The following is a 19,940-nucleotide window of genomic DNA, read 5'->3' as shown; positions in this document are numbered from 1 at the left end:
TGGCTTCCCCGGGCTTTTCCCAGCGCTCCTAGGCACGCCATGACAAGGACGCTGCCCAAGCCGCGCGGCCACCGGCGCCGACCCCATGCCAGCACGATGAGCTCCACGGTCGCCAAGGCCCGGCTGCGATTATGTCCAGGCGCCGTGTATTCGTAGAGGCCTTTTTGCAGCCCCTAGACCACTCCCTGATCCGCCAGCCTCCGTTGCTGCCGCGCGTTGTCATCTGCAGGCTATCGGCTGGGCGCTCAACGTGGTGCACGACTCGACCCGATTTCTCGCCAGGGCAAGAGGCGTCTCGCTGTATTCGTGGCGGAGGACAGCCCGCAGCTGGGGCGTTGCGGGTGGTTACCGGGTCGTCTTGCCGACTTTGTGGTGCCGGTTGTCACGGATGCCGGCGTCGCCGGCGCCGACCATGCGGACGCGCGGTCCTGCCTGCTCGGTGGGGGCGGTGTTGCCGTGACGGTGTTTTCAGGGTGGTCATGATGGTCCTTCCAGGTTTCGGAGCAGAACGCCTGCTTCCCACCTCATGTGTGCGGCTCATGGCGAAACCGGAAACGCACCCAGTGCCCCGGGCGTTCAGCTTGCGGTCATGTGACCCGGCTATGGTGGCCGGGACCACGCCGCCAATGGGAAGGCACATAGTGCATACCAATGAAATGTCCGGAACGACCGCACAACGCAGCGCGCTTCTGACAGGTCAGCACGTCCATGTCCGCCTCGGGCCCGCTGACTTGGGCGTGGGAATAGTTGAGGACAGGACCGTCGACGGCAGCATCATCTGGATCCGTTTCGGCGGGGCGACGCCGCGGCGGATGTTCCTGGACGAGGACCCGGCGGTGTTCATTATCATGGCCGGGGCCGTTGAGGCCTGACCCCGCCATCGCATACGCCCGCTGGCGGGGCTCAGACCGTCAAGTCGAGGCCCGGGCGGCAACCCGGCGGCTGAGTTCGCCGGCGCCGATCCGGCCCGTGACCTCGTGGGCCCAGGCATCGGTTTCGCAGTCGAACACGGATCCGCCGACGTCGCGGACGGCGACTGTCAGTTCGCCGTAGCGGCTGCCGAGGACTTCTTTGCGGCCGGTGATGGCCTGCATCCCGGCCCGAAGCGTGGCGACGTCGTGGGCCTGCTGCCCTATCAGGGTGGTGCGGTCCACGTTCCGGACGTAGGTGCGCACCAGGTCTGACCCGAGCAGGTGGTTGTCCTTGGCGTAGAGGAGCCTGTCCAGGGAGATCGCGAACGCGCTTCAATCAGCTCGCCACCGTCGGATACCATCTGGTCATCGCCCGCCGGCAAGACCCTGCGCTCGAGGCCGCCGCCGGCACCGTACCCGTGCCTTGCCCCTCCCCCTGGGACGTTGCCCGCATGGACGAGGTCATCGCCTTGGTCTCGGCCGAAGGCCGGCTCCCTGACGGCCATTCGGCTGACCAGGGCGAACGGTCGATGGCGCGGTGGCTGTCCGGGCGCCGGTGCGAAGCAGCCGAAGGAAAACTGGACCCGGCCTACAGCGAAGGACTCGCCCGGGTGCCCGGGTGGGCAGAAAACCACCGCGTAGTGGCGGACGAAGCCCGCTGGCACCACCGCCGCGCCCAGCTCGTGGCCTTCCGGCAGGAAGGCAACGCCTGGCCACGACACCACGACTATGACTCAGACTCAGACTCAGACTCAGACTCAGACTCAGAGCACGAACACACCCTCGGCGTGGGGATCCACACCCAGCGGTACAAGCGCCGCCGCCGCGAACTCGACCGCGCCAAGATCAAGCTCCTGAACGCCGCAGTTCCCGGACGATAAACCGGCAGAACCGCGGCCGCCCCCGCCAGCGGTGACCGGAAGGCCGCACCGCCCGGCAGCGGTGCGGCCAGGACGTCACGACTGCGAGTACCCTGAGAGTGGTTCTCCAGTCCCCCCAGCTTGGAGAACCGGGAGCCTCCGCGCTTGAGTCCTGGACTCGCGCGGAGGCTTTCCCGATACGCCCGGTGGAACCCGGGCTGCTGGGAGCCGGCGATAAGACCGGGCGTCTGAAGGTCGGCTCTCGGATCAGGGTAACCGCGCCTCGGCGCAGAATTTGGCGTTTGGGGTAGCAGTCGCGACTCGGTGGACGCTGGGTCAGTGTGAAATGCCGGGTCAGTGAAGGTCGGGTCCACCGGCCGCGACGATTTCGTCAACCACGCTGATTACCTCATCGGCCTCGTCTGGGACGTCTTCAGGGAACGCTACGGGTGCCTCCTCGTCAGCGAGGTGCGGGTACTTTTCAAGGAGAAACCGTCGCCGGTACGCCATTTCGGCTCCTAGGCGCCATCTACCCCGATGCTACGTCGCCATCCGCCCGCGCGTGAGGCCCCCGGGAGGGCAGAATGTCCTCAGAGTGGGAGGGGCCCGGGCGAGTTCCAACGCCACACCCGGGCCCCACCGCCACGGTGCCCCGTCCCAGAACGGGCAAGCCGACCTCCGCGGCATCTCCATACCTACCTGGGTTCCACTGCGCCGGTAAGGGTCCAAGTCCCCGAAATCAACAACCCCAAGCCCGCTTCCGGCAGGGGTGGGCCGAGGATTTACTTCTCGGAGTGTGCCAGGACGTCGGCTGTTCCGGCGATCGAGGCGATCACCCATTCGCGATGTCCCTCACCTTGGTGTTGCGGGTATGGGACGCATCCTTGAGGAATGCGAATGCCTTCCTTCGTGAGCACCGGTTTGTCGCCATGATCGCCCGAAGCCGATGACGCTAACCCGGTCGCTCCGGAACCGGACAACCCGGCCCCTGTCAGGTCCCGGCCGTCCCGACGCCGCGTCACGTGTTCTTCATCGATCCGGGCCCCTGCCCGGGCTGTTTAGGTAACGTCACGTTTGCGGGGATACTGGAACGATTCCGCTACGCTCCAGTTGGCGGTGCGGCGCGTGCCTGCACCTTCCCGGAGGCAGATGATGACAGAGCACGGCCTGGTCGACACCGTCGAAGACGATCGCAGAGCGCAGCCGGCTGGCAGCCCGGTCGACGGCGATCCTGGCCGGTCCTGTGATTGTGGCTGTCGGTTTCCAGGTATCGGCCCTGCCGTCCCTTCAAGGGCTACCACTGTGTCCGGAGCCCTGCCTGGTGCTCCGGCCCGGACCTGGAGTCTGCAACGTGAATGGTCCTGGGCGTTCCTGCTGATGTTCCTCGCGGTGCTGCTCGGGGCCGCGGCGACGGTCGTCGGTGTCCGGGGAGTCATGAACGAGGTGCATTCGGCAGCCTCACGGCTCCATACCGAGTCGGACATCATCGCCGGCCTGCGGGCCGCCTTGGATGCCCACGAGCAGACGGGACTTCTTTTGCTCTCCGGTGCACCGTCGGACCGGCTTGCCTACACCCAGCGGCAGCAAGAGTTTTCAGACCTGTTCGAGAAAGCTTCCGTGGTTCTTCCAACCGAGATGACCATGCGGGCAGACGTCGTTGAGGCCCGCCTCGCATGGCAGGAGAACCTGGCGGCCCATGGCTTGTGGGCAGACCAGGTTCAGGCTGCCGAAGTGGACCGTCTCTCCGAAGTTCCTGCCTTTACCGCAGCCGGCGCCCGTATCCGTGCGCAACTGGACGGTATTGAGCGTTCGTCCCTTGAGGCGTTGGATATGGGGCTCGCTTCCAGCGCAAGGCTTGAACAGCTCGTGATCGTGGCGCGCAGTGCGCTGTTCTGCCTGACCGCGGCCGCGGTGCTGTACTTCCGCAGTCGAATGATCAGGTACCTGATCCAGCCTCTGGTGGGTCTGCGCCGGGGCGTCGCAAAGCTGCGCGCCGGCGATTACCGCCACCGCATTGAGGTGATCCGCCGCGATGAACTCGGCGAGTTGGCGCAGGCGTTCAACTCCCTGGCCGCCGCCGTCCACGACAGCCACGAGGAACTCACTCACCGGGCCAGCCACGATCCCCTCACCGGACTCGCCAACCGCACCGCGCTGACTGAACGCCTTGCCGCTACTTTCAGCCCTGGCCGGGACCGCAGGGCCCGCCACACAGGACTGTTGTTCATCGACGTCGATGATTTCAAGAATGTCAACGACTCCCTTGGTCACGACAGCGGCGATGCCCTGCTCATCCAGCTCGCTGCACGGCTCAAGAGCTGCGTGCGCCCCAACGACCTGGTCGCCCGCCTCGGCGGGGACGAGTTCGCAATACTGGTCACGGACCAGGAGGCTAGCTCCGGGACCGGCGCGGTCGCGGCACGGATCCACGAGGCCATGCGCGCACCGTTTCAGCTTGGTGAAAACCGCCTGATGGTCACAGTCAGCACGGGAGCGGCCCAAAGACGTCCCGGAACGCAGGACCCCTCCACCCTGCTGCGGCAAGCGGATTTCGCGATGTATATGGCCAAGCACGGCGGTAAAGACCGCTACCAACTCTTCGACGCCGAAGGCTATGACCACATGGCATACCGGGCCGCCCTCAAAGCCGACCTTGCCGCGGCCACGCCCGCGGGGCAGCTCCGCGTTGAATACCAGCCCGTCACCAACCTGCACACCGGGGCAATCGTCGGCGTTGAAGCACTCGTGCGTTGGCACCACCCCACCCTGGGCGTACTGCCCCCGACAGAGTTCATCACCCTGGCCGAAGAAACCGGCGACATCGACGCCATCGGCTGCTGGGTGCTGGAGACCGCAACCCAACAAGCCGCCACGTGGCGCCGAAGCCTGCCGGGCTGCTCGGACCTCTGGATCGCGATTAACCTCTCCACGTTCCAGCTCCGGGACCCCCGCAGTCTGGCTTCCATCAATCGGATCCTCTCCGACCCCGCCGCTCAAGCAGACAAAGTCGTCCTCGAAGTCACCGAAACAGCCCTGGCGAACAACGTTGACGGGGGAATCAGCGCCATCAATACACTCAAATCCTGGGGCGTCCGCATCGCTATCGACGACTTCGGAACCGGGTTCTCCTCCCTGAGCACGCTGGCTGCGCTGCCCGCGGACATCCTCAAAATCGACCGATCCTTCCTCAGCCCGCAGGAAAGCCAGACACCCGCAACAGCCATGCTCGAAGGAATCCTCGGCCTCGCCCACAAACTCTCCCTCGACGTGATCGCCGAAGGAATCGAAGAACCCGAACAACTGCACCTTCTCCGCAGCCTCGGATGCAATATGGGACAGGGATACCACTTGTCCCGGCCCGGGCCCTCCCAGATGATCGAGGCGCTGCTGACCTCTGGCACCCGGTTCCAGCCGGCGCCCGACGTCGAACTCGAAGACATGATCGGCAGCTGACACAACCACCGCACACACCGCCCGAGGACGGGGCCGGCTTTGGGACTGCCTCTGCGCGGACTCCGGCGCCCCGCGTCGGTATTTGTTGCCAGGGGCCGGGAGGTAGTTAGGACTGGTCGGGACCAGTCACCGAGAAGGTTTCGAGTCCGACGACGTTCCAGCCGTTCCAGTCTGCCCGGAGCGTGGTCGGACGACCCAGGAAATAGCCCTGCCCTGCGGTCATCCCGAGATCGGTCGCAGCTGCCAGTTCTGCACAGGTTTCGATTCCCTGGGCGATCGCTACGGCACCGATCTGTTCGGCTAACCCGACCAGCATCTCCCCGAGGGCATGGCGCAAGGTGTCACTATCTATTCCGGCAATCAGGTTGCGGTCCAATTTGATGATCTCGGGCCGGAGGTGCCTGATGTGGCGGATCGAGGCGAAATACGAGCCCGCATGGTCAACCGCGAGCCGGACCCCGTTGCGGCGCAGCGGCGCCAGCGCCGCGACAAGCGCAGCGGGCTGCTCGCATGTCAAAGCTTCGGTGAGTTCCAAGACAATGCGTTCAGGAGTAATTCCCGATCGCTCCAGGAGCCCAGCCAGGAGCGGGTCCAGACATGTGGCGGGGGACAGTTTCAGCGCCACATAAAGGCGCTCCGGGAGCTCTTTCGCAGCGGTAAGGGCGGATTCCAGCGCCGCGAATTCAAGATCACTTCCCAGCCGCGCGTCCCGGGCTCCTGCGAACCAGTCCTCCGCGGTGTCGCTCCCGGTACTGACGAACCGGGTGAGCGCCTCAGCCCCGACAACGCCGCCGATGGCGAACTCGTGTATCGGCTGGAACGCTGTCACCAGCATCCTGCCTTTCAGGACCGCTTCTATCCTCGAGCTCACACTCTTGTCCGATTGCAGGGTTAAATCACCAGCCGGTGGCCATGCACCCGGTACGCGGACCGGCCCTGGCATCTCCGGGCTCATTGGAGGGAAGGTGGTCAGGGACCTGAGCGCGGTCAGGTGTGCCGCCAGCGCAATGTCCGGGCGTCCCGGATGGGCCGCCAGATGTTCGCGCAGCTGCTCACGGGCGGATGCCTGCTCGGGCGCAGACCCGGACAAAACGGCATCGATAATCTCGGCGGCCTGCTTCCGGATGCCCGGCACGTCATCACTCACCTGGCCGGTGGCCCCCGAGTCAGCGGGATAAACGGCGTTGGTGCGTTCCGGATTGGACGATGGGTCCATCGACATTGGCTATTCCTTTGTTCCCCTGTTCCGGCTGAGTCCGGAACGGGCCTGGCCGCTCCCCCGTTTCTCCTGACCGCGTGGTGACGGGTGCGGACCAGGAGACCTAGGAGCGTGAAACACACTGTACAACGGTGCCGTTCGGGCGGTTCCTCATGAAGGTCGTCAGGGGACTCGGAAAGAAAGATTCCATTCGGCTGTGGCGCAGGATCCTTGCCCTGATTCGGGAGCTAACGCATGTGTTCGGCAGGATGGGCGCAGTTTCTGCCCGGACCCGATGGGCGTGGGTAACTTTGATGTAGACCGTGGGGGCCTGTCGAAAGCTGGACTCTCCGTGGCAGGCCAGGCTCCTTCCTGGATATTTTCGATTCCAGCAAAGGTCCCCTGATGGCACTCCTCTCGGCGGTTCCCGCCACCGCGGCTTACAGCGCCAGCGCGGCCGCGACAGCGCACTCCCCCGGTCAGTCGGAGGGCATCGGAATACGTCTGCTGGATGTCCCTGCCAGCGCCCAGAACGATCCCAGGGCACGCACCTACATCGTTGACAGGCTCGCACCCGCCACCGAAATCAAGCGCCGGGTCCGCGTGGAGAACAACACCACGGTCGCGCAGACCATCCGTATACCCGGGGACTGCCCACGTCTAGGCCGGCGTCTTCACCGGAGATGACACCACGGTCAAGAGCGACCTCACCGCCTGGACCCAGGTCGCCCAGCCCCAGGTTGACCTTGTCCCCGGGGCCGCTACAGAAGTCTTGACCTCCATCAAGGTCCCGGCCGACGCGGCCGAAGGGGAGCAGTACGGCGCCATCTGGGCCGAAGTACGAAGCCCCGCTGACAAGGGCGGCGTCGTGCAGGTCAACCGGCTCGGCGTCCGCATCTATCTCTCCGTGGGGCCGGGTAACGGCAAGCCGACTGACTTTGCCATTGGTTCCGTCACCGCCGGTCGCCGCAAGGATGGAAACCCTGTGCTGAGTGCCGTTGTCACGAACACGGGCGGCCGCGCTTTGGACGTCACCGGCGGACTCAGCCTGACAGCTGGCCCGGGAGGTCTCTCCGCTGGCCCCTTCAACCTGCAGAAGGCGACAGCCCTCGCCCCGGGCAACGCCCAGACCGTCACCTTCACTACCCCGGCTGCACTCCCCAACGGGCCCTGGACGGCCCAGATCAAGCTAATGAGCGGCCTGCTTGAGCGGACGGCGTCCGCGACGGTCACCTTCCCGGACGTGGGCCCAGGTCAGACCGAGGCCACGGTACCCGAGGACGGTTTCCCGTGGTTGCCGCTCCGGAGCGGCAGTCGTCCTTCTCCTGGCATCGGTCCTGGCGGCTGGGTTCGTGAGGCGCCTGCGTGGACGGAACCGAGCCGCAGCCGCCGCACCCGGCACCCGACGTGCCCAGCGCGAGCACGCGCGTATCGCGGAATGACTTCAGTCGACTAAACAGGGGGTAATGGCATGACGGACAAGGAATCGGGTGCGCCTCGGGTGCGGGACGCTTTAGTGTGCGTATTGGTGGTCCAGGTCGTCTTCTCCCTGACAGCCGGTGCCGCCCTGATCCTGGATCCTGCCGGCATGCTGGAACATCCCGCAGTCCAGACGCTGGCCGGCTCGCTGATCGTGATGCCGATCGTCACGGCTACCCTCCTTGCCTTGCGGTTCCGTAGAAATCACCGCGAGGAAAGAATCAGCTCCCGCAATGACGCCCAACTTATGGAAACGGTCATGAACACCAGCCGCGAATGGGTGTGGGCGATCAATGATCAGGGAATCTTCACGTTCTCCAATCCGGCCAGCGCCACCATGCTGGGCTGGTCGCCTTCGGACCTTGTTGGCAAGCATTGCAGCACCGTCATCGAGCCTGCAGACCTCGAAAGTGCATGGCAAGCCGCGCAGGCATCGGGCATTGAATCCGGCTCCGAGTGGAGCGGAGCCATCACACTTTGCCGACACCGGGACGGCACCACGGTGTGGATGGACGTTTCCGGCACCGTCCGCCACGCCAGAGCAGGACAACGCGTCGGATTCGAAGGCACCGGCCGGCTCCTCTCACCGGAAACAGCACAGGAGGCGGCTGCCTCACGCAGCAGAGCCCGGGTCCTGGCGATGATCGATCAGAACCTGCTCCTGACCGCCTTCCAGCCCATCCATAACCTGACCACAGGACACCTCATCGGTGTCGAGGCGCTGTCGCGGTTCGTCGAGCCGGACGGGGCCGTGGCGGAATAATGGTTCGATCAGGCCGCGGTCGTCGGTCTCGTTTCCGAACTCGATTTTGCCACCCTGGAGACAGCGCTGGATGCAGCACTGGCACTGCCTCCCTCCATATACGTGGCCCTGAACATTTCACCATTGACCTGCCTGGACCCGCGGCTCCCGGAGCTTTTGAAACGTTCCGGTCTGCCGCTGAAGAGAATCGTCCTGGAACTGACGGAACGGCTGGCAGTATTGGAATATGGCCCCCTCATCTCTGCCCTGAAACCGCTCCGGCAGCGGGGGTTGCGCATTGCAGTCGACGACGCCGGCTCCGGCTTCGCCTCCATGCGCCATATTTTGCACGTCAGGCCCGACATCATCAAGCTGGACCGCAGCCTTATCGCAGGGATTGACGACGACCTGGGCCAACGCGCTCTCGGTGCCGCCCTCGCCGAGTTCGCCCGGCAGATCGGCGCCACCCTTGTCGCCGAAGGCATCGAAACACCCGAAGAGCTTGCCGCAGTCGCCGGGATCGGCATGACCGCAGGACAGGGCTATCTCATCGGCAGACCCTCCGTCCACCCGAAGGACTGGGCCGCATGGTACGAGAACTCAGGCCCGGGTCCGCGCCGCCCGAAGTGAGCGAACGCAACTCTTCCCGTCATCTCCGGCGCGAGGAGTTGCATCAGCGCATCGCGTACCTGCTGCAGGGTGCTGGCCCGCGCTTCTGCGGGCACAGCCGTATCATAGCGCCGGTGCTTTCCCTGACAGCCTCCTGCGCCGCGGCCTGGACCTGAGCCACAGGGAATTCCATTTGAACAAACATGTCATGGCAATTGACAACTACGACTCTGAGCTTAACAAATAGTGCAAGGCTTGCTGGTTCCTTGTAGTTTGGGCACTGTCGCATTGAATACCGCCTCGGTGCGGGCAGACGCGGCGTTTCGAACAAGGGGGACCATGATCGATTCAGACGTTGCTGTCGTAATCGAGGATGACGCAGACATGCGCGATCTTCTTGCGGCTGCGCTTCTACAGTCGGGATTTGTAATCCACATTGCCTCCGGCGGGCGAGAGGGCATTGAGGTGGTGCGCGATCAACGGGCCGATGTCGTGATTCTGGATGTCGGTCCTGCGGCGCATCCGGCAGTTCAGCAACGCCTACGTGGTGATGGTCACCGGACGAACAGAAGAGCCCGACCTGCTCACTGCACTTCACGCCGGAGCCGATGACTACATCACAAAACCGTTCCGACTGAGGGAAATGCGCGCAAGAATCGCCGCCATGATGCGCAGGCCCCGCCAACAGAACTCCGGGGACCACACGGCCCCCGCGCGCCATGCAACCTCGGATGCGGGCGTTCAGCGGGACGATTCGGTCTTCCGACACAATGGGTTGACGCTTAACTACAAGAGGCATACCGCTGCCGTGGACGGCGCCCCAGTTGAACTGACGCGCAGCGAGTTCGACCTTCTTCACGAGCTGCTGCAGGGAGGCGGAGAAGTTCGCTCAAGGACTCAGCTGGTCCGCGTTGTCCGGGGAGAGCACTACCCCGACGACACCTACATCAGTGAATCAGATGAGCGAGCCGTTGAGGTGCATCTCGGAAACCTCCGTCGAAAGCTCCGGGAAAATCCGCAATCGCCGCGCTGGTTACAGACCGTCCGGGGCGTGGGCTACCGGCTTGCAGCGAAAAGGTCAGAGCCGCCGGAGAACCGACGTATATAGCGGGCCCCGACAAGGCTCATACCGTCTCCCCGCCCTTCCGGATGTAGCGGCCCCGCCCCGACGATGATGAGCACAAATGCTTCTGCCAGTTGCTCAAGCCGCGCTCCTTGACGAATTTTTCTGCCGGGCGTAGACCGGTCCATATCGGTTCATTCGCGGGCCGTCCACGGTGGTCTGGATGTTGCGACCTTATGAGTCAGAAGGTGGGACCCATGCAGCTTGACGACGTCATAGACCAGTTTCATCAAGCGGTAAATCAGTTTGCTAAAGGCGACCCGGAACCCGCCAAAGCCATTTTCTCCCACAGCAGAGACGTCTCCCTTGCTAATCCCTGGGGCCCTCCGGTGGTGGGCTGGGAGCCAGTGTCAGAGGCCCTCGACGCAGCGGCTGCACGATTCAAAGAAGGACGCGTCACGGCTTTTGATGCCCTCACCAAGCACGTCACTACGAATCTCGCCTGCTTCCTGGACATCGAACACTGGCAGGCCAAGGTCGGAGGAGGCGACAAAATATCGCCGTTTGATCTGCGGGTAACGAGCATTTATCGCCTCGAAGGCGAAACCTGGGCACTCGTGCACCGCCACGCAGACCCGATCACCACCTCGCAGGCCCCGGACGCCGTCCTACGAAAATGACGCCCTCGGAATCACGCGCTCCGAGCCCAGCCAAGGGTTGCAAACGCACGTGACCGGCCGGACCAACGGCCGTGCGCTCGACGCCGAGCCCACTGTCCCAGGCGTGCCCCGGTCCACGGTGCGACATGCCAGGCCAGACATCTTGACCAAACCACCCGGGCACCCCGTTGCCACCAGCGGGCATTTTGCTGGCCGCCCGTGGGCACACAAGCTATTGGCGGCCATTGATAAGCTGCTACAGCGTTGAGACGGCAGGCGGTCGCAGCCTTCTTCCCTGGCATCTCAAATACGATCGAATAATGAGACTGGCTCTCCCCAGAGCTTCAGTATTTCGCGGCGCGACACGGACATGGGCTGTCTCGAAGGGCCGTCCAACAACAGGTGACCTCAAAACTGCAAATTGTTCAGTCCTAAAAGAGTACGGGGACGGCTGCTGTGATCAGGTACGCCAGGGTTTCCACCACGGGAGCGAACCTTCATTTGCAATCAAGTGCACTGCGGCCGCCGGCGCTGGCACTACAACACTTAAGAATCCGCAAATGTCCCGTGTGCCACCATCTTGAAGCCTGGTAGCACCTGTGGCACTCCCTAACGCAAGGACAGCGGGACACTTGAACGACGAGACTGCACACCAGAACAAGGAGTTCCATGACCAACGCAATGCCAGTAATCGTCTTCGATGTCAACGAAACTCGCTCCGACATGTCCCCCATGGGCGAACGCTTCAGCGAGATCGGTGCGCCGGCTGAACTGGCCAAACTCTGGTTCGCTACCCTGCTGCGCGACGGCTTCGCCCTCACGGCCAGCGGCGACAAGGAATTTTTCGCCGCCATCGGGGCCGAGGCACTGCGGGGACTTCTTACCGGAGTGGGACTCAACCAGCCACTTGAGACCGCGGTCGAGCATGTCATGGACGGCATGACGGGCCTGAGCTTACATCAGGACGTCCCGGATGGAATTAGGGCACTCGCCGCTGCCGGGTTCCCGCTCATCACACTCAGCAACGGCTCTTCCCAGATCGCCGGGAAGCTGCTCACCGACGCCGGAATCCGTGACGAGTTTCAGTCGCTACTCTCGGTCGAAGACGCGGCCGCATGGAAGCCTGCACGGGCATCCTACGAATATGCCGCCGCCACCTGCGAGGCCGACCCCGCTGACATGGTACTGGTCGCCGTCAATCCATGGGACATCCACGGCGCCGCACGCGCGGGCCTGCGCACGGCATGGCTGAACAGGGCGGGGGGAAGCTACCCCAGCTACTTTCAGGCTCCTGAATTCACAGTAACCGCGCTGACCGAGCTTCCCGCGGCCCTGGCAGCAGCGTACTGACATCCCTGCCTCTATCTTCGATGCCGGCCTCCGGGCGAATTGCTACTCCCCGAGCGGCCACACGGGCCTGATCTCGATCTGCCGAACCGGGCCATGGGGTGCTAGGACGCCACGTCCATACCTTCATCGAGATCGGCACAATCGATGCTGCAAGGCAAGCTCCGTGCGGCATCCGGGTCGGCAGAGCCGATCTCAAAGTAGTTCACTACGGCGGCCATGCCCGTCTCCTTTCCATAAGCGCACGCCAGCCCGCCCTCCAGACTCCTCGACGGCGGCCTCCCCGCATCGCTAGGGCATTATCTTGTACAAGTCGATGACCGTCTCTTCCGGTGGCGATTCGAATCCGCCCTCGATGCCCTGCTGCATCCGGGGAAGGAGGATATTGTCGCGGAATTTCTCCCAGCTCTCCCTCGACTCGTGGACAGCCATGATCGTCCAACCGCCGGCAGAAGTGCCTCCGGCATGGAAGATCTGACCGTCGGGCAGGCGCCCCTCCCCCGGATGAACAGCGGCAAGTGAGGCTTCGTACTGGTCCTTCGTGCCTCCCGCGAAGAAATGCACGATTCCGTAGGGCGCGGCTTCCATATCTACTCCTTGGCCGGTCTGGGTGTGTTGGACATGCCAACCAATAGACCCGGTCACGTCGGATGTCAACGAGTTTGCGTACGGGTCCGAAACCGCTGGCACTATGGGATGCTCGAGGTTCATCATGTGGCACCGGGCGGGAGCGCATCGTGGAATCCCTCGTGGAGAGACTCAACCCCATCGCAGCCTTTGGGTGATGCCCCGGCGCCGCGGCGATAGCGATAGCGGAATCTGCAACCCAGCCATTTACAGATGGCCGGGACCACGGACGGCTCCCCGGCGACGACTTAAACTCGCGTCCACCTCCACCATCACATCTCCGTCGCTCACCTGGTCGAGGGCCTCGCGGCGTCCCAGCGTTTGTGGTGCACCCCGGATTTTTCATCCCCGTGGATCTGATTGTGAAGATGCCCTCTTCACGGACTGCGGGGCATCCCTGTTGCCTCATGTCAATACCCCCGGGAACGTTGAGTCGTTGCCTCAAATGAAAACCTCCGGTTGTCGCGGCGGTTCCACTGTGCGTTTACGGCGGGTCTGGCGGGGGTGGGCTGTTTGGCGGTGGCGATGGTTTCAAGCCGGCCGGTGAGGGCAAGAATCTGCCGTGAGAGGGCTGCTGGCCTGATCTTCTTGTATTGGGCGTTCATCCGGAACACGGTCATCCGCGACAGGGCCGGGTCGGCGGCGGCGGCAGCAGCTAATTGGTGAACACCCGGTCCAGTTCCCAGATCTCGTTGAGCAGTTCCAGTTCCGCGGCGGTGTCATAGCGCAGGTAGCCGACGAGCTCGCGGACCCGGGACCAGTTCTTCTGCTCGACGTGGGCGCCGTCGTTCTTGTTCCCGGCACGGGACCGGGTGAAAGTGATCCGGTGCTGGAGGCAGAACTCGAAGAGCTCGTTGTTGATGAACTCACTACCGTTATCCGAATGGACTCCGATGACGGGAAACGGGAAGACAGCCAGGACGTGCTGCAGGGCCGCGAAGACGTGCTTCTGTGCCTTGTTCGGCACGGACCGGTTTCACCGTCCAGCCGGTCGCAATATCCGTGACCGTGAGCGTGAAGCAGAACTGGCCGGAACTGTTCGAACCGTCGTGGCCGACCAGATCGATCTCGACAAAACCCGGCACCGCGTCGTCCCACTCGGCCCAGGTTCGGACCGGGATCTGTGACTTCAGCAGCGATCCAGGCTGCGTATGGGAACGGCCATGCGGCAAAAGCTTCGCCCGCTGACCCGCCAGCCGCCGGTCGATGGTCGCCGCGCCCATGCGGGCCAGCAGCGCCGCCTGCCCATCGGTGATGTCCAGGGCCTTCTCGGCCCGCAGCATCGGCACGAGATCCGGCAGCATCGGAGCCAGCAGCTTCCCCGCCGGGGCCCGCAGCACCGCCCAGCAAAGCACGAGTCCGTCCTGCAGATCAGCCCCGTAAACCGGGGCACGACCCGGCCTGACCGGCCGCGGCCGCGGCGGATCAAGCGCATGCCGCAAGACCGCCCGGCATGATCCCGGTGCCATCCGGTCAAATCGACCAGCTCATCCAGGATCCGCCCTTTCCTGGCCCGGTCACCAGCCCGGTAGGACTCGGCCAGGTGCTTCGTGACGGCCTTGCGTTCACCCATCGTCAATCCCATCCCTCAAGGATGTCCGCGGCGACCTTCCCCGGAGCTTTTGATGTGAGGCAACGTATCCGGCTACGCGGAGGTTTTTTATGAGTCAACGCGGCATATTGACACGCTGGTTTCGCCGGAATACTGTCTGCCTTAACGGGGCATTTGTCCTATTCTAAGTTTCTCGGCGCTGACTCTGGGCCGCTTCTGCTTGGCTGGGGCGCCTGGAAGGAGTCCTCATGTCGTGGGAAATGTCCGGAAAGTATGTTGGCAACTGCAGTTGCCAGTTGATTTGTCCGTGCCCGGTCGACGGTCTGCCCACCGGGCCGAATGGCGAGTGTCGCGGCGTGAATGTGTTCCATATTGCGCGTGGAAAACTCGATGACACGGATCTGTCCGGCGTCGACTTCGTGTTCTGCAACTGGTTCCCGTCGAATCTCACCGCTGGTGGCTGGAAGGTGGGAGTAGTTATCGACGACGGCGCGTCGGAAGCACAGGCCACCGCTTTGGAAACCATCCTTCACGGTGAGGCCGGCGGACCGTTCGGGGATCTTGCGGCGTTGTATGGGGAATGGCTGGGAGTGGAGCGCGCGAGTGTCAGGTTCTCAGACGGGGACACCCCGTCCGCCTCAGTGCCGGGGCACGTGAACTTCACGTTTGAGCCGCTGCCTGGACCTGACGGCGGCGTTACCACGATCAAGAACGCGATGTTCGGCTTCGCCCCGGAATTCCTGATTGGCAAAGCGCCGGGACACTCGGACCTCTTTGGCCTTGATTTCGACGGCGTCTACGGTGAGAGCGCGGACTTTACCTTCGCAAGCGAGATGGCCGAGGACGCCCCCAAGTTGCGGGCGTGAGCGCCGTCTGCTGATGTTTCACAGGAAGCAGTTCCCCCTAGGCGGCTCGCGACCAGTTGCGCGCGCCGCCTTCTCCGCTACCTCGGCGTCGCGCTCCCCTGCCGCTGCTTCCGTTGCATCCGCAGCCCCCTCACGCGTCGATCCGCGGGAGGCGGGCCTGATCACGGTCCTGCTCGTACTCGCCGCGGCGAGCTGGGTCTTTACCGCCACCCAGCTGAACGGGATGGATATGGGCCCGTGGACCGACCCGGGACCGCTGGGATTCTTCGCCACGACGTGGGTTGTCATGCTGGCCGCCATGATGTTCCCTTCCATGGCACCAATGGTCCTCGCCTACGCCAGAATCCAGAGCCACCGACGCAAAATGGGGCGCTATGCGCCAGCGGGGTCCCCTGCCGTGTTCGTGGCCGGGTACTTGATAGTGTGGACGGCCTTCGGGGTGCTGGCCTATTCCCTCTATGGCTGGGTCGCGTCGCTGGTTCCCGGGATTTTCGGCTCGGATCAAGGCGGCCGGTACCTTGCGGCCGGGGTGATTATGATGGCAGCGGCATATCAGCTGACACCCGCCAAGAACGTCAGCCTGATGAAATGCCGTACACCCATGGACTTCATCCTGCACCGCATGCGCCCCGGATACCGTGGCGCGCTGCGCATGGGAATTGAGCACGGAGCGTGGTGCGTCGCATGCTGCTGGGCGCTGATGGTGGCGCTGTTTGCGCTCGGTGTCATGAGCATCGGCTGGATGGCGTTGGTTGGGGCGTTCATCGCAGGCGAGAAGATGCTCCCGTGGAAACGAATCGCCAATCGCTCAGTTGCGGTGGCGCTGGCTGTCATCGCGCTCGGTGTTGCCCTGTCGACTGCGGCCATGGGCGGCCCAGGGATGTAGCGGGCGAGGCCGACACGCTGGGCACAGTGCTGCGTCCAGATCCTTCAGCAGATTTGCGTACCGCTGGGCACGAGGCGTCTGGTACTCCCGTCGAATGAACATAGTAGCGGCAAGCCGCTCCAGCTTCTGCAGAAACGTGTCCAGCCACTGCTCATCATTTCAATGATGTTTAGGGCCCAAAGAACTGGAGGAACCCAGTTCTGATTGTCCAGCTGGCCGAACCGAACCAGCCACTTGTTGATCCGGTCCGCTGAACCGGCAGATTGGTAGCTTCTGTCGATCACCGTGCCGTACGCATCGGCATACGGGAGGGGGACGTCATCGATGAACGATACGGCAGTACCCTTCTTCAGATAGGGATCCAGGACTTGTTCACGGAATTCCTTGAGGAATTCCTGCCTACCGCGGACTCTCGTCACGATCATCCTGATGTGCTGAAACAGAGGCAAAGCCATCCCGGCCGAGTTCGATTTCGGCCACTTCCCATTTGTCCGCGTAATTGCCGCGTTCGTGGCCGGGAACCCGCCCGATAAGCTCGGCTTTGAAAATGTCCGCAGCCGACAGATCAAGGCCTCGGGCGTTCATTACGCTAAAGATACAGTGAGCGCTGTCCAGGTCTTCGGTCGAAACCATCATCAAGAACGTCCGCAGTGTCAGCATCAATATGAGCGCCAGGCGCTCAGCCTCGCTCAGCTTCACTAACTGATCGTGGAGGAGCGTTGCGTTGTCACGAATAGCCACTTGGGCATCGGCCTTGAGCTGGCCTTCTGACAAACCGAAAAGCTCTTGGAGCCAGCCCTGATCCTGGATATACCGGGCCTGTTGCCTCGTTGCAATACCTCCGGGAAGGGTGATTCGTTGCCTCATCTGAAAAGCTCCGGTTGAGTGCTTCGTTGCCTCATTGAAGAACCTCCGGAATTTTCAGTTGTTCCAGGCCCTGTTGATGGGTTTGACGGCGGCGGGTTGTTTTGCTCGGGAGAGTATTTCCAGCTGGCCGGTGAGTGCCATGATTTGGCGTGAGAGTGCTCCGGGTTTGATCTGTTTGAAGGCGGCGTTCATCCGGATGATTGGGCGCTTGCGCATCTTCTCGTGCCGGACCGCGCGCTGGTGGGGTGTGGCCGGTGCGTCGTGCTTCTTGGTCACTTTCGCGCCGTGCCGCTGTTTTTCGATGAGTTTTTGCTGGGGCAGCAGGTAGTTGGTGAAGATCCGGTCCAGCTCCCAGATCTCGTTGAGTTTCTCCAGTTCGGCGGCGGTGTCGTAGCGCAGGTATCCGACCAGTTCACGGACCCTGGCCCAGTTCTTCTGCTCCACGTGGGCGCCGTCATTTTTGTTCCCCGGCCGGGACCGGGTGAAGGTGATCTGGTGCGCATGGCAGTAGGCCAGCAGATGGTCGTTGATGAACTCCGAGCCGTTGTCCGAATCGATGCCGATGATCGGGAACGGGAACACAGCACTCGCGTGCTCAAGGGCCTCAAAGACCCATTTAGCCGCCTTGTTCCGCACGGACCGGTTCACCGTCCATCCGGTGGAAATATCGGTCACCGTCAGGGTGAAACAGAACTCCCCGAAGCTGTTGCCTCCCTCGTGGCCGACCAGATCGATCTCCACAAATCCCGGCACGGCGTCGTCCCACTCAGCCCACGTCCGGACCGGGATCTGGGATTTCAGCAGGGTGCCGGGCTTGGTGTGTGACCGTCCCCGCGGGAAGAGTTTCGCCCGTTCGCCGGCGAGCTTGCGGTCGATGGTCGCGGCGCTCATGCGCATCAGCAGTGCAGCCTGGTCATCGGTGACCGCAAGCTCTTTGTCCCGGCGCAGCAGCGGCACCAGGACCGGCAGCATGGGTGCCAGCAGCCTGCCGGCAGGGGCGCGCAGTACCGCCCAGCACTTGATCAGCGGCGGCAGCAGATCCGGGCCGTAGACCGGCGTCCGCCCAGGTCTGGGCTTCACGATCTTCAGTACCAGGGCTTCCCGCAGGGCCGTCCGGGCGTAGTCGCGGTGCCAACCGGTCAACTCGACCAGCTCGTTCAGGATCCGGGTTTTCCCTGCACGATCGGCGCTCTTGTAGGCGAGGGCTTTCTTCTTTGTCACCGCCTGGCGCTGGGCCATCGTTAGCTCCATGAAAACGGGCTTAACCCTCATCCGCTGCCACCGCCGTGAACCACGCCGCCACGCGGAGGTTTTCAACTGAGGCAACGTATCCGGCTACGCGGAGGTTTTCTATGAGTCAACGCGCCGGGTGAAGAACTCTCGGCCGCGGGCGTTAACATGAAGCCGGGGGTTGCTGGGGACGCCCGTCGTGATCCTTCCGCGTTCGACAAGGTACTCGCGCATTTCTGTCCGGACGTCGGGGGATTCGTCGCGCAGGCACAACCAAACCCGGCAACCGTTGTCTTCCGACTATCCTCGTCCCTGCTTCCGACCAATCCGGCGCCCCAACCGGGTCGGCCTCTACACGTGATAGCGAGATTCGGAGCAAGTTAGATCAAGGTCAAGTTGACCGGGATTGGACCAACTTGGTCCGACAAGAGCTCAACTAGCTCCGAATCTCACAAGGAGTAGGGGAACAACAACAACAACAACAACAACTGTGAGAGCGGAGGCCAGTTGGCGGAAACCGCCAGATACTACTCCCCGTGTTTTCCGTGGTTTTCTCCGTCATCTCCGACGTCGGGCCGCTGATCTTGTTGGCGACTGTGCCCGAACTCTTCGGACGTAGTTTCGCCATACCGAGGTCCGGGCCCCGGGGTTGCACAAAACCCACCGCTCTTACCCGTGGCGCCGGGATTGACCCCGCGGGCACGAAGTGCAGTCGAACTCGGGCATCGGCACGGATAGGCGTCCCTTTGACAGCACCGAACACTTGCTGATCGGCTTCGTCGCCGAGGGCGAAATGAATCGCGGCCAAGGCACTGCATAAGTCCGGGGATTCTGGCCCGGATCGCAGAGAACCGGGTGACTGCCGATCTCCACGGAAGGACAACGGCCCCGTACGTGCGGTTCACAGGAGCGCACCATCGGGTTCGCCCGGGCCGCTTGACCCGCCCCGCCTGGCCCGGTATCGCGACCTTATACGCCGCCCGCCGGCCGGAGGAGCAGCTTCCCCCGTCAACCAGACAAAAACAAACGCCGCAGCGATCCCGGCCGCGACTCCCATGTAAGTCAGTAGCGGGTTTTCCCCGGGGGGAAAAGCAGCGATCCAAGCATAGGCAACGGCCATGCCCGCGAATTTCAGCATGTTGTGAATTCCGATCCCAAACCCCGATCCCCCGGGTGGTGAGGCCACGAGGGCCTCTGCCGACGTACTCTGAACGATTGAAATTCCAAGTCCCGCAAGGGTGAGCAAAAGAGTCACTGCCACCGTGATCGCCAGCGGTGTCGGCAAGAGCAACACCAGCCCCATGCCTGCCGCCGCGACCAGATTCACGAGCAGACCGAGTTTCATCGCCATACCGGTCGGCCACAGTCGGCATAGGACGCCAGCCAAGGGACCGCCCAGGCTCATAGCGATGGCCAGGCAACACAGGATGACGCCGATGACGTCCGGGCGCGTGTTCAGGCGCGCTGACAGAAACAAAGGCGTGGCTACTAGATGAGTAATTCCTATTGGTTGGGACGGTGGGGACGCTTTTAAAGTGAGGCGGAGAGTGTTAAACCCGGTATGTGAACCCCGAACTCAACACTCTCCTGA

Annotated in this window: 20 protein-coding genes and 2 pseudogenes; 13 read left to right on the top strand and 9 right to left on the bottom strand. The window is 63.2% G+C overall.

Features of this window, described 5'->3' with window-relative positions; all coding sequences use genetic code 11:
• The first annotated feature begins 737 nt into the window (after positions 1–737).
• Entirely contained in the window at positions 738–872 is a 135-nt protein-coding gene (locus tag AC50X9_RS18740; protein WP_494896064.1) for a hypothetical protein, read from the top strand.
• Positions 873–911: 39 nt separating this feature from the next.
• Here the strand turns inward: AC50X9_RS18740 and AC50X9_RS18735 are convergent, their stop codons facing one another.
• Positions 912–1,175 (bottom strand): hypothetical protein, encoded by a 264-nt coding sequence (locus tag AC50X9_RS18735; protein ID WP_494896062.1) that lies wholly within the window; start codon positions 1,173–1,175, stop codon positions 912–914.
• Between the two features lie 188 nt (positions 1,176–1,363).
• Between AC50X9_RS18735 and AC50X9_RS18730 the strand changes: the two genes are divergently transcribed.
• Complete coding sequence (locus AC50X9_RS18730; protein WP_494896060.1) at positions 1,364–1,792, top strand: hypothetical protein; 429 nt, start codon at positions 1,364–1,366, stop codon at positions 1,790–1,792.
• A 336-nt stretch (positions 1,793–2,128) separates the two neighbouring features.
• Positions 2,129–2,293, top strand: a complete 165-nt coding sequence (locus AC50X9_RS18725; protein ID WP_494896058.1) for a hypothetical protein — start codon at positions 2,129–2,131, stop codon at positions 2,291–2,293.
• Between the two features lie 310 nt (positions 2,294–2,603).
• Here AC50X9_RS18725 and AC50X9_RS18720 read toward each other — a convergent pair whose 3' ends face one another.
• Positions 2,604–2,702 (bottom strand): ANTAR domain-containing protein, encoded by a 99-nt coding sequence (locus tag AC50X9_RS18720; protein WP_494896056.1) that lies wholly within the window; start codon positions 2,700–2,702, stop codon positions 2,604–2,606.
• A 371-nt stretch (positions 2,703–3,073) separates the two neighbouring features.
• Here AC50X9_RS18720 and AC50X9_RS18715 point away from each other — a divergent pair, with 371 nt between their 5' ends.
• Complete coding sequence (locus AC50X9_RS18715) at positions 3,074–5,224, top strand: putative bifunctional diguanylate cyclase/phosphodiesterase (protein WP_494896054.1); 2,151 nt, start codon at positions 3,074–3,076, stop codon at positions 5,222–5,224.
• A 106-nt stretch (positions 5,225–5,330) separates the two neighbouring features.
• Here AC50X9_RS18715 and AC50X9_RS18710 read toward each other — a convergent pair whose 3' ends face one another.
• Positions 5,331–6,446 (bottom strand): EAL domain-containing protein, encoded by a 1,116-nt coding sequence (locus tag AC50X9_RS18710; protein WP_494896052.1) that lies wholly within the window; start codon positions 6,444–6,446, stop codon positions 5,331–5,333.
• 381 nt (positions 6,447–6,827) lie between these two features.
• Here AC50X9_RS18710 and AC50X9_RS18705 point away from each other — a divergent pair, with 381 nt between their 5' ends.
• From AC50X9_RS18705 to AC50X9_RS18675, 7 genes and pseudogenes are all read left to right on the top strand, one after another.
• Positions 6,828–7,109: a hypothetical protein gene (locus tag AC50X9_RS18705; RefSeq protein ID WP_494896050.1), complete on the top strand. Its 282-nt coding sequence runs from the start codon at positions 6,828–6,830 to the stop codon at positions 7,107–7,109.
• An 85-nt stretch (positions 7,110–7,194) separates the two neighbouring features.
• Positions 7,195–7,878, top strand: a complete 684-nt coding sequence (locus tag AC50X9_RS18700) for a hypothetical protein (protein ID WP_494896048.1) — start codon at positions 7,195–7,197, stop codon at positions 7,876–7,878.
• Positions 7,879–7,950: 72 nt separating this feature from the next.
• Positions 7,951–8,664, top strand: coding sequence for a PAS domain-containing protein (locus AC50X9_RS18695; protein WP_494896046.1), 714 nt, complete (start codon positions 7,951–7,953; stop codon positions 8,662–8,664).
• A gap of 33 nt (positions 8,665–8,697) precedes the next feature.
• Positions 8,698–9,273 (top strand): annotated as a pseudogene (locus AC50X9_RS18690) (EAL domain-containing protein); the annotation flags it as partial.
• Positions 9,274–9,591: 318 nt separating this feature from the next.
• Positions 9,592–10,360 (top strand): annotated as a pseudogene (locus AC50X9_RS18685) (response regulator transcription factor).
• A gap of 212 nt (positions 10,361–10,572) precedes the next feature.
• A complete protein-coding gene (locus AC50X9_RS18680; RefSeq protein WP_494896044.1) occupies positions 10,573–10,995 on the top strand; it encodes a YybH family protein in 423 nt (140 codons plus the stop codon).
• A gap of 648 nt (positions 10,996–11,643) precedes the next feature.
• Positions 11,644–12,324, top strand: coding sequence for a haloacid dehalogenase type II (locus AC50X9_RS18675; RefSeq protein ID WP_494896042.1), 681 nt, complete (start codon positions 11,644–11,646; stop codon positions 12,322–12,324).
• A gap of 288 nt (positions 12,325–12,612) precedes the next feature.
• Here the strand turns inward: AC50X9_RS18675 and AC50X9_RS18670 are convergent, their stop codons facing one another.
• The 3 genes from AC50X9_RS18670 to AC50X9_RS18660 all read right to left on the bottom strand — a co-directional run bounded on the left by AC50X9_RS18670 (position 12,613) and on the right by AC50X9_RS18660 (position 14,417).
• Complete coding sequence (locus tag AC50X9_RS18670; protein WP_494896040.1) at positions 12,613–12,909, bottom strand: hypothetical protein; 297 nt, start codon at positions 12,907–12,909, stop codon at positions 12,613–12,615.
• Between the two features lie 694 nt (positions 12,910–13,603).
• Positions 13,604–13,915: an integrase catalytic domain-containing protein gene (locus AC50X9_RS18665; protein ID WP_494896038.1), complete on the bottom strand. Its 312-nt coding sequence runs from the start codon at positions 13,913–13,915 to the stop codon at positions 13,604–13,606.
• Positions 13,824–14,417, bottom strand: coding sequence for a hypothetical protein (locus AC50X9_RS18660; protein ID WP_494896036.1), 594 nt, complete (start codon positions 14,415–14,417; stop codon positions 13,824–13,826). Before AC50X9_RS18660 ends, AC50X9_RS18665 begins: the two co-directional genes overlap by 92 nt.
• 331 nt (positions 14,418–14,748) lie before the next feature.
• On the opposite strand from AC50X9_RS18660, the gene AC50X9_RS18655 reads away from it, so the two are divergent.
• Both AC50X9_RS18655 and AC50X9_RS18650 read left to right on the top strand, forming a co-directional pair.
• Positions 14,749–15,366, top strand: a complete 618-nt coding sequence (locus AC50X9_RS18655) for a DUF1326 domain-containing protein (RefSeq protein ID WP_494896031.1) — start codon at positions 14,749–14,751, stop codon at positions 15,364–15,366.
• A 223-nt stretch (positions 15,367–15,589) separates the two neighbouring features.
• A complete protein-coding gene (locus tag AC50X9_RS18650; protein WP_494896027.1) occupies positions 15,590–16,252 on the top strand; it encodes a DUF2182 domain-containing protein in 663 nt (220 codons plus the stop codon).
• A gap of 399 nt (positions 16,253–16,651) precedes the next feature.
• On the opposite strand, the gene AC50X9_RS18645 is transcribed toward AC50X9_RS18650, so the two are convergent.
• The 3 genes from AC50X9_RS18645 to AC50X9_RS18635 all read right to left on the bottom strand — a co-directional run bounded on the left by AC50X9_RS18645 (position 16,652) and on the right by AC50X9_RS18635 (position 19,700).
• The gene (locus AC50X9_RS18645; protein ID WP_494896025.1) at positions 16,652–17,119 is read right to left on the bottom strand and encodes a hypothetical protein; all 468 of its coding nucleotides are present in this window, start codon (positions 17,117–17,119) and stop codon (positions 16,652–16,654) included.
• Between the two features lie 54 nt (positions 17,120–17,173).
• Positions 17,174–18,358 (bottom strand): integrase catalytic domain-containing protein, encoded by a 1,185-nt coding sequence (locus tag AC50X9_RS18640; protein WP_494896023.1) that lies wholly within the window; start codon positions 18,356–18,358, stop codon positions 17,174–17,176.
• Between the two features lie 892 nt (positions 18,359–19,250).
• Positions 19,251–19,700 (bottom strand): hypothetical protein, encoded by a 450-nt coding sequence (locus tag AC50X9_RS18635; protein WP_494896022.1) that lies wholly within the window; start codon positions 19,698–19,700, stop codon positions 19,251–19,253.
• Positions 19,701–19,940 lie beyond the last annotated feature (240 nt).

The organism is Pseudarthrobacter sp. HLT1-3, from assembly GCF_059383535.1.
This window is presented reverse-complemented; position numbering and strand designations above follow the sequence as displayed.

Excerpts from the sequence above, each read along its gene's own strand:
- AC50X9_RS18650 (WP_494896027.1), top strand. The coding sequence starts at position 15,590 with ATGGATATGGGCCCGTGGACCGACCCGGGACCGCTGGGATTCTTCGCC.
- AC50X9_RS18705 (WP_494896050.1), top strand. The coding sequence starts at position 6,828 with ATGGCACTCCTCTCGGCGGTTCCCGCCACCGCGGCTTACAGCGCCAGC.
- AC50X9_RS18680 (WP_494896044.1), top strand. The coding sequence starts at position 10,573 with ATGCAGCTTGACGACGTCATAGACCAGTTTCATCAAGCGGTAAATCAG.
- AC50X9_RS18670 (WP_494896040.1), bottom strand. The coding sequence starts at position 12,909 with ATGGAAGCCGCGCCCTACGGAATCGTGCATTTCTTCGCGGGAGGCACG.
- AC50X9_RS18710 (WP_494896052.1), bottom strand. The coding sequence starts at position 6,446 with ATGTCGATGGACCCATCGTCCAATCCGGAACGCACCAACGCCGTTTAT.
- AC50X9_RS18645 (WP_494896025.1), bottom strand. The coding sequence starts at position 17,119 with ATGAGGCAACGAATCACCCTTCCCGGAGGTATTGCAACGAGGCAACAG.
- AC50X9_RS18730 (WP_494896060.1), top strand. The coding sequence starts at position 1,364 with ATGGACGAGGTCATCGCCTTGGTCTCGGCCGAAGGCCGGCTCCCTGAC.
- AC50X9_RS18675 (WP_494896042.1), top strand. The coding sequence starts at position 11,644 with ATGACCAACGCAATGCCAGTAATCGTCTTCGATGTCAACGAAACTCGC.
- AC50X9_RS18640 (WP_494896023.1), bottom strand. The coding sequence starts at position 18,358 with ATGGCCCAGCGCCAGGCGGTGACAAAGAAGAAAGCCCTCGCCTACAAG.
- AC50X9_RS18635 (WP_494896022.1), bottom strand. The coding sequence starts at position 19,700 with ATGGCGATGAAACTCGGTCTGCTCGTGAATCTGGTCGCGGCGGCAGGC.
- AC50X9_RS18655 (WP_494896031.1), top strand. The coding sequence starts at position 14,749 with ATGTCGTGGGAAATGTCCGGAAAGTATGTTGGCAACTGCAGTTGCCAG.
- AC50X9_RS18660 (WP_494896036.1), bottom strand. The coding sequence starts at position 14,417 with ATGGCACCGGGATCATGCCGGGCGGTCTTGCGGCATGCGCTTGATCCG.
- AC50X9_RS18720 (WP_494896056.1), bottom strand. The coding sequence starts at position 2,702 with ATGGCGACAAACCGGTGCTCACGAAGGAAGGCATTCGCATTCCTCAAG.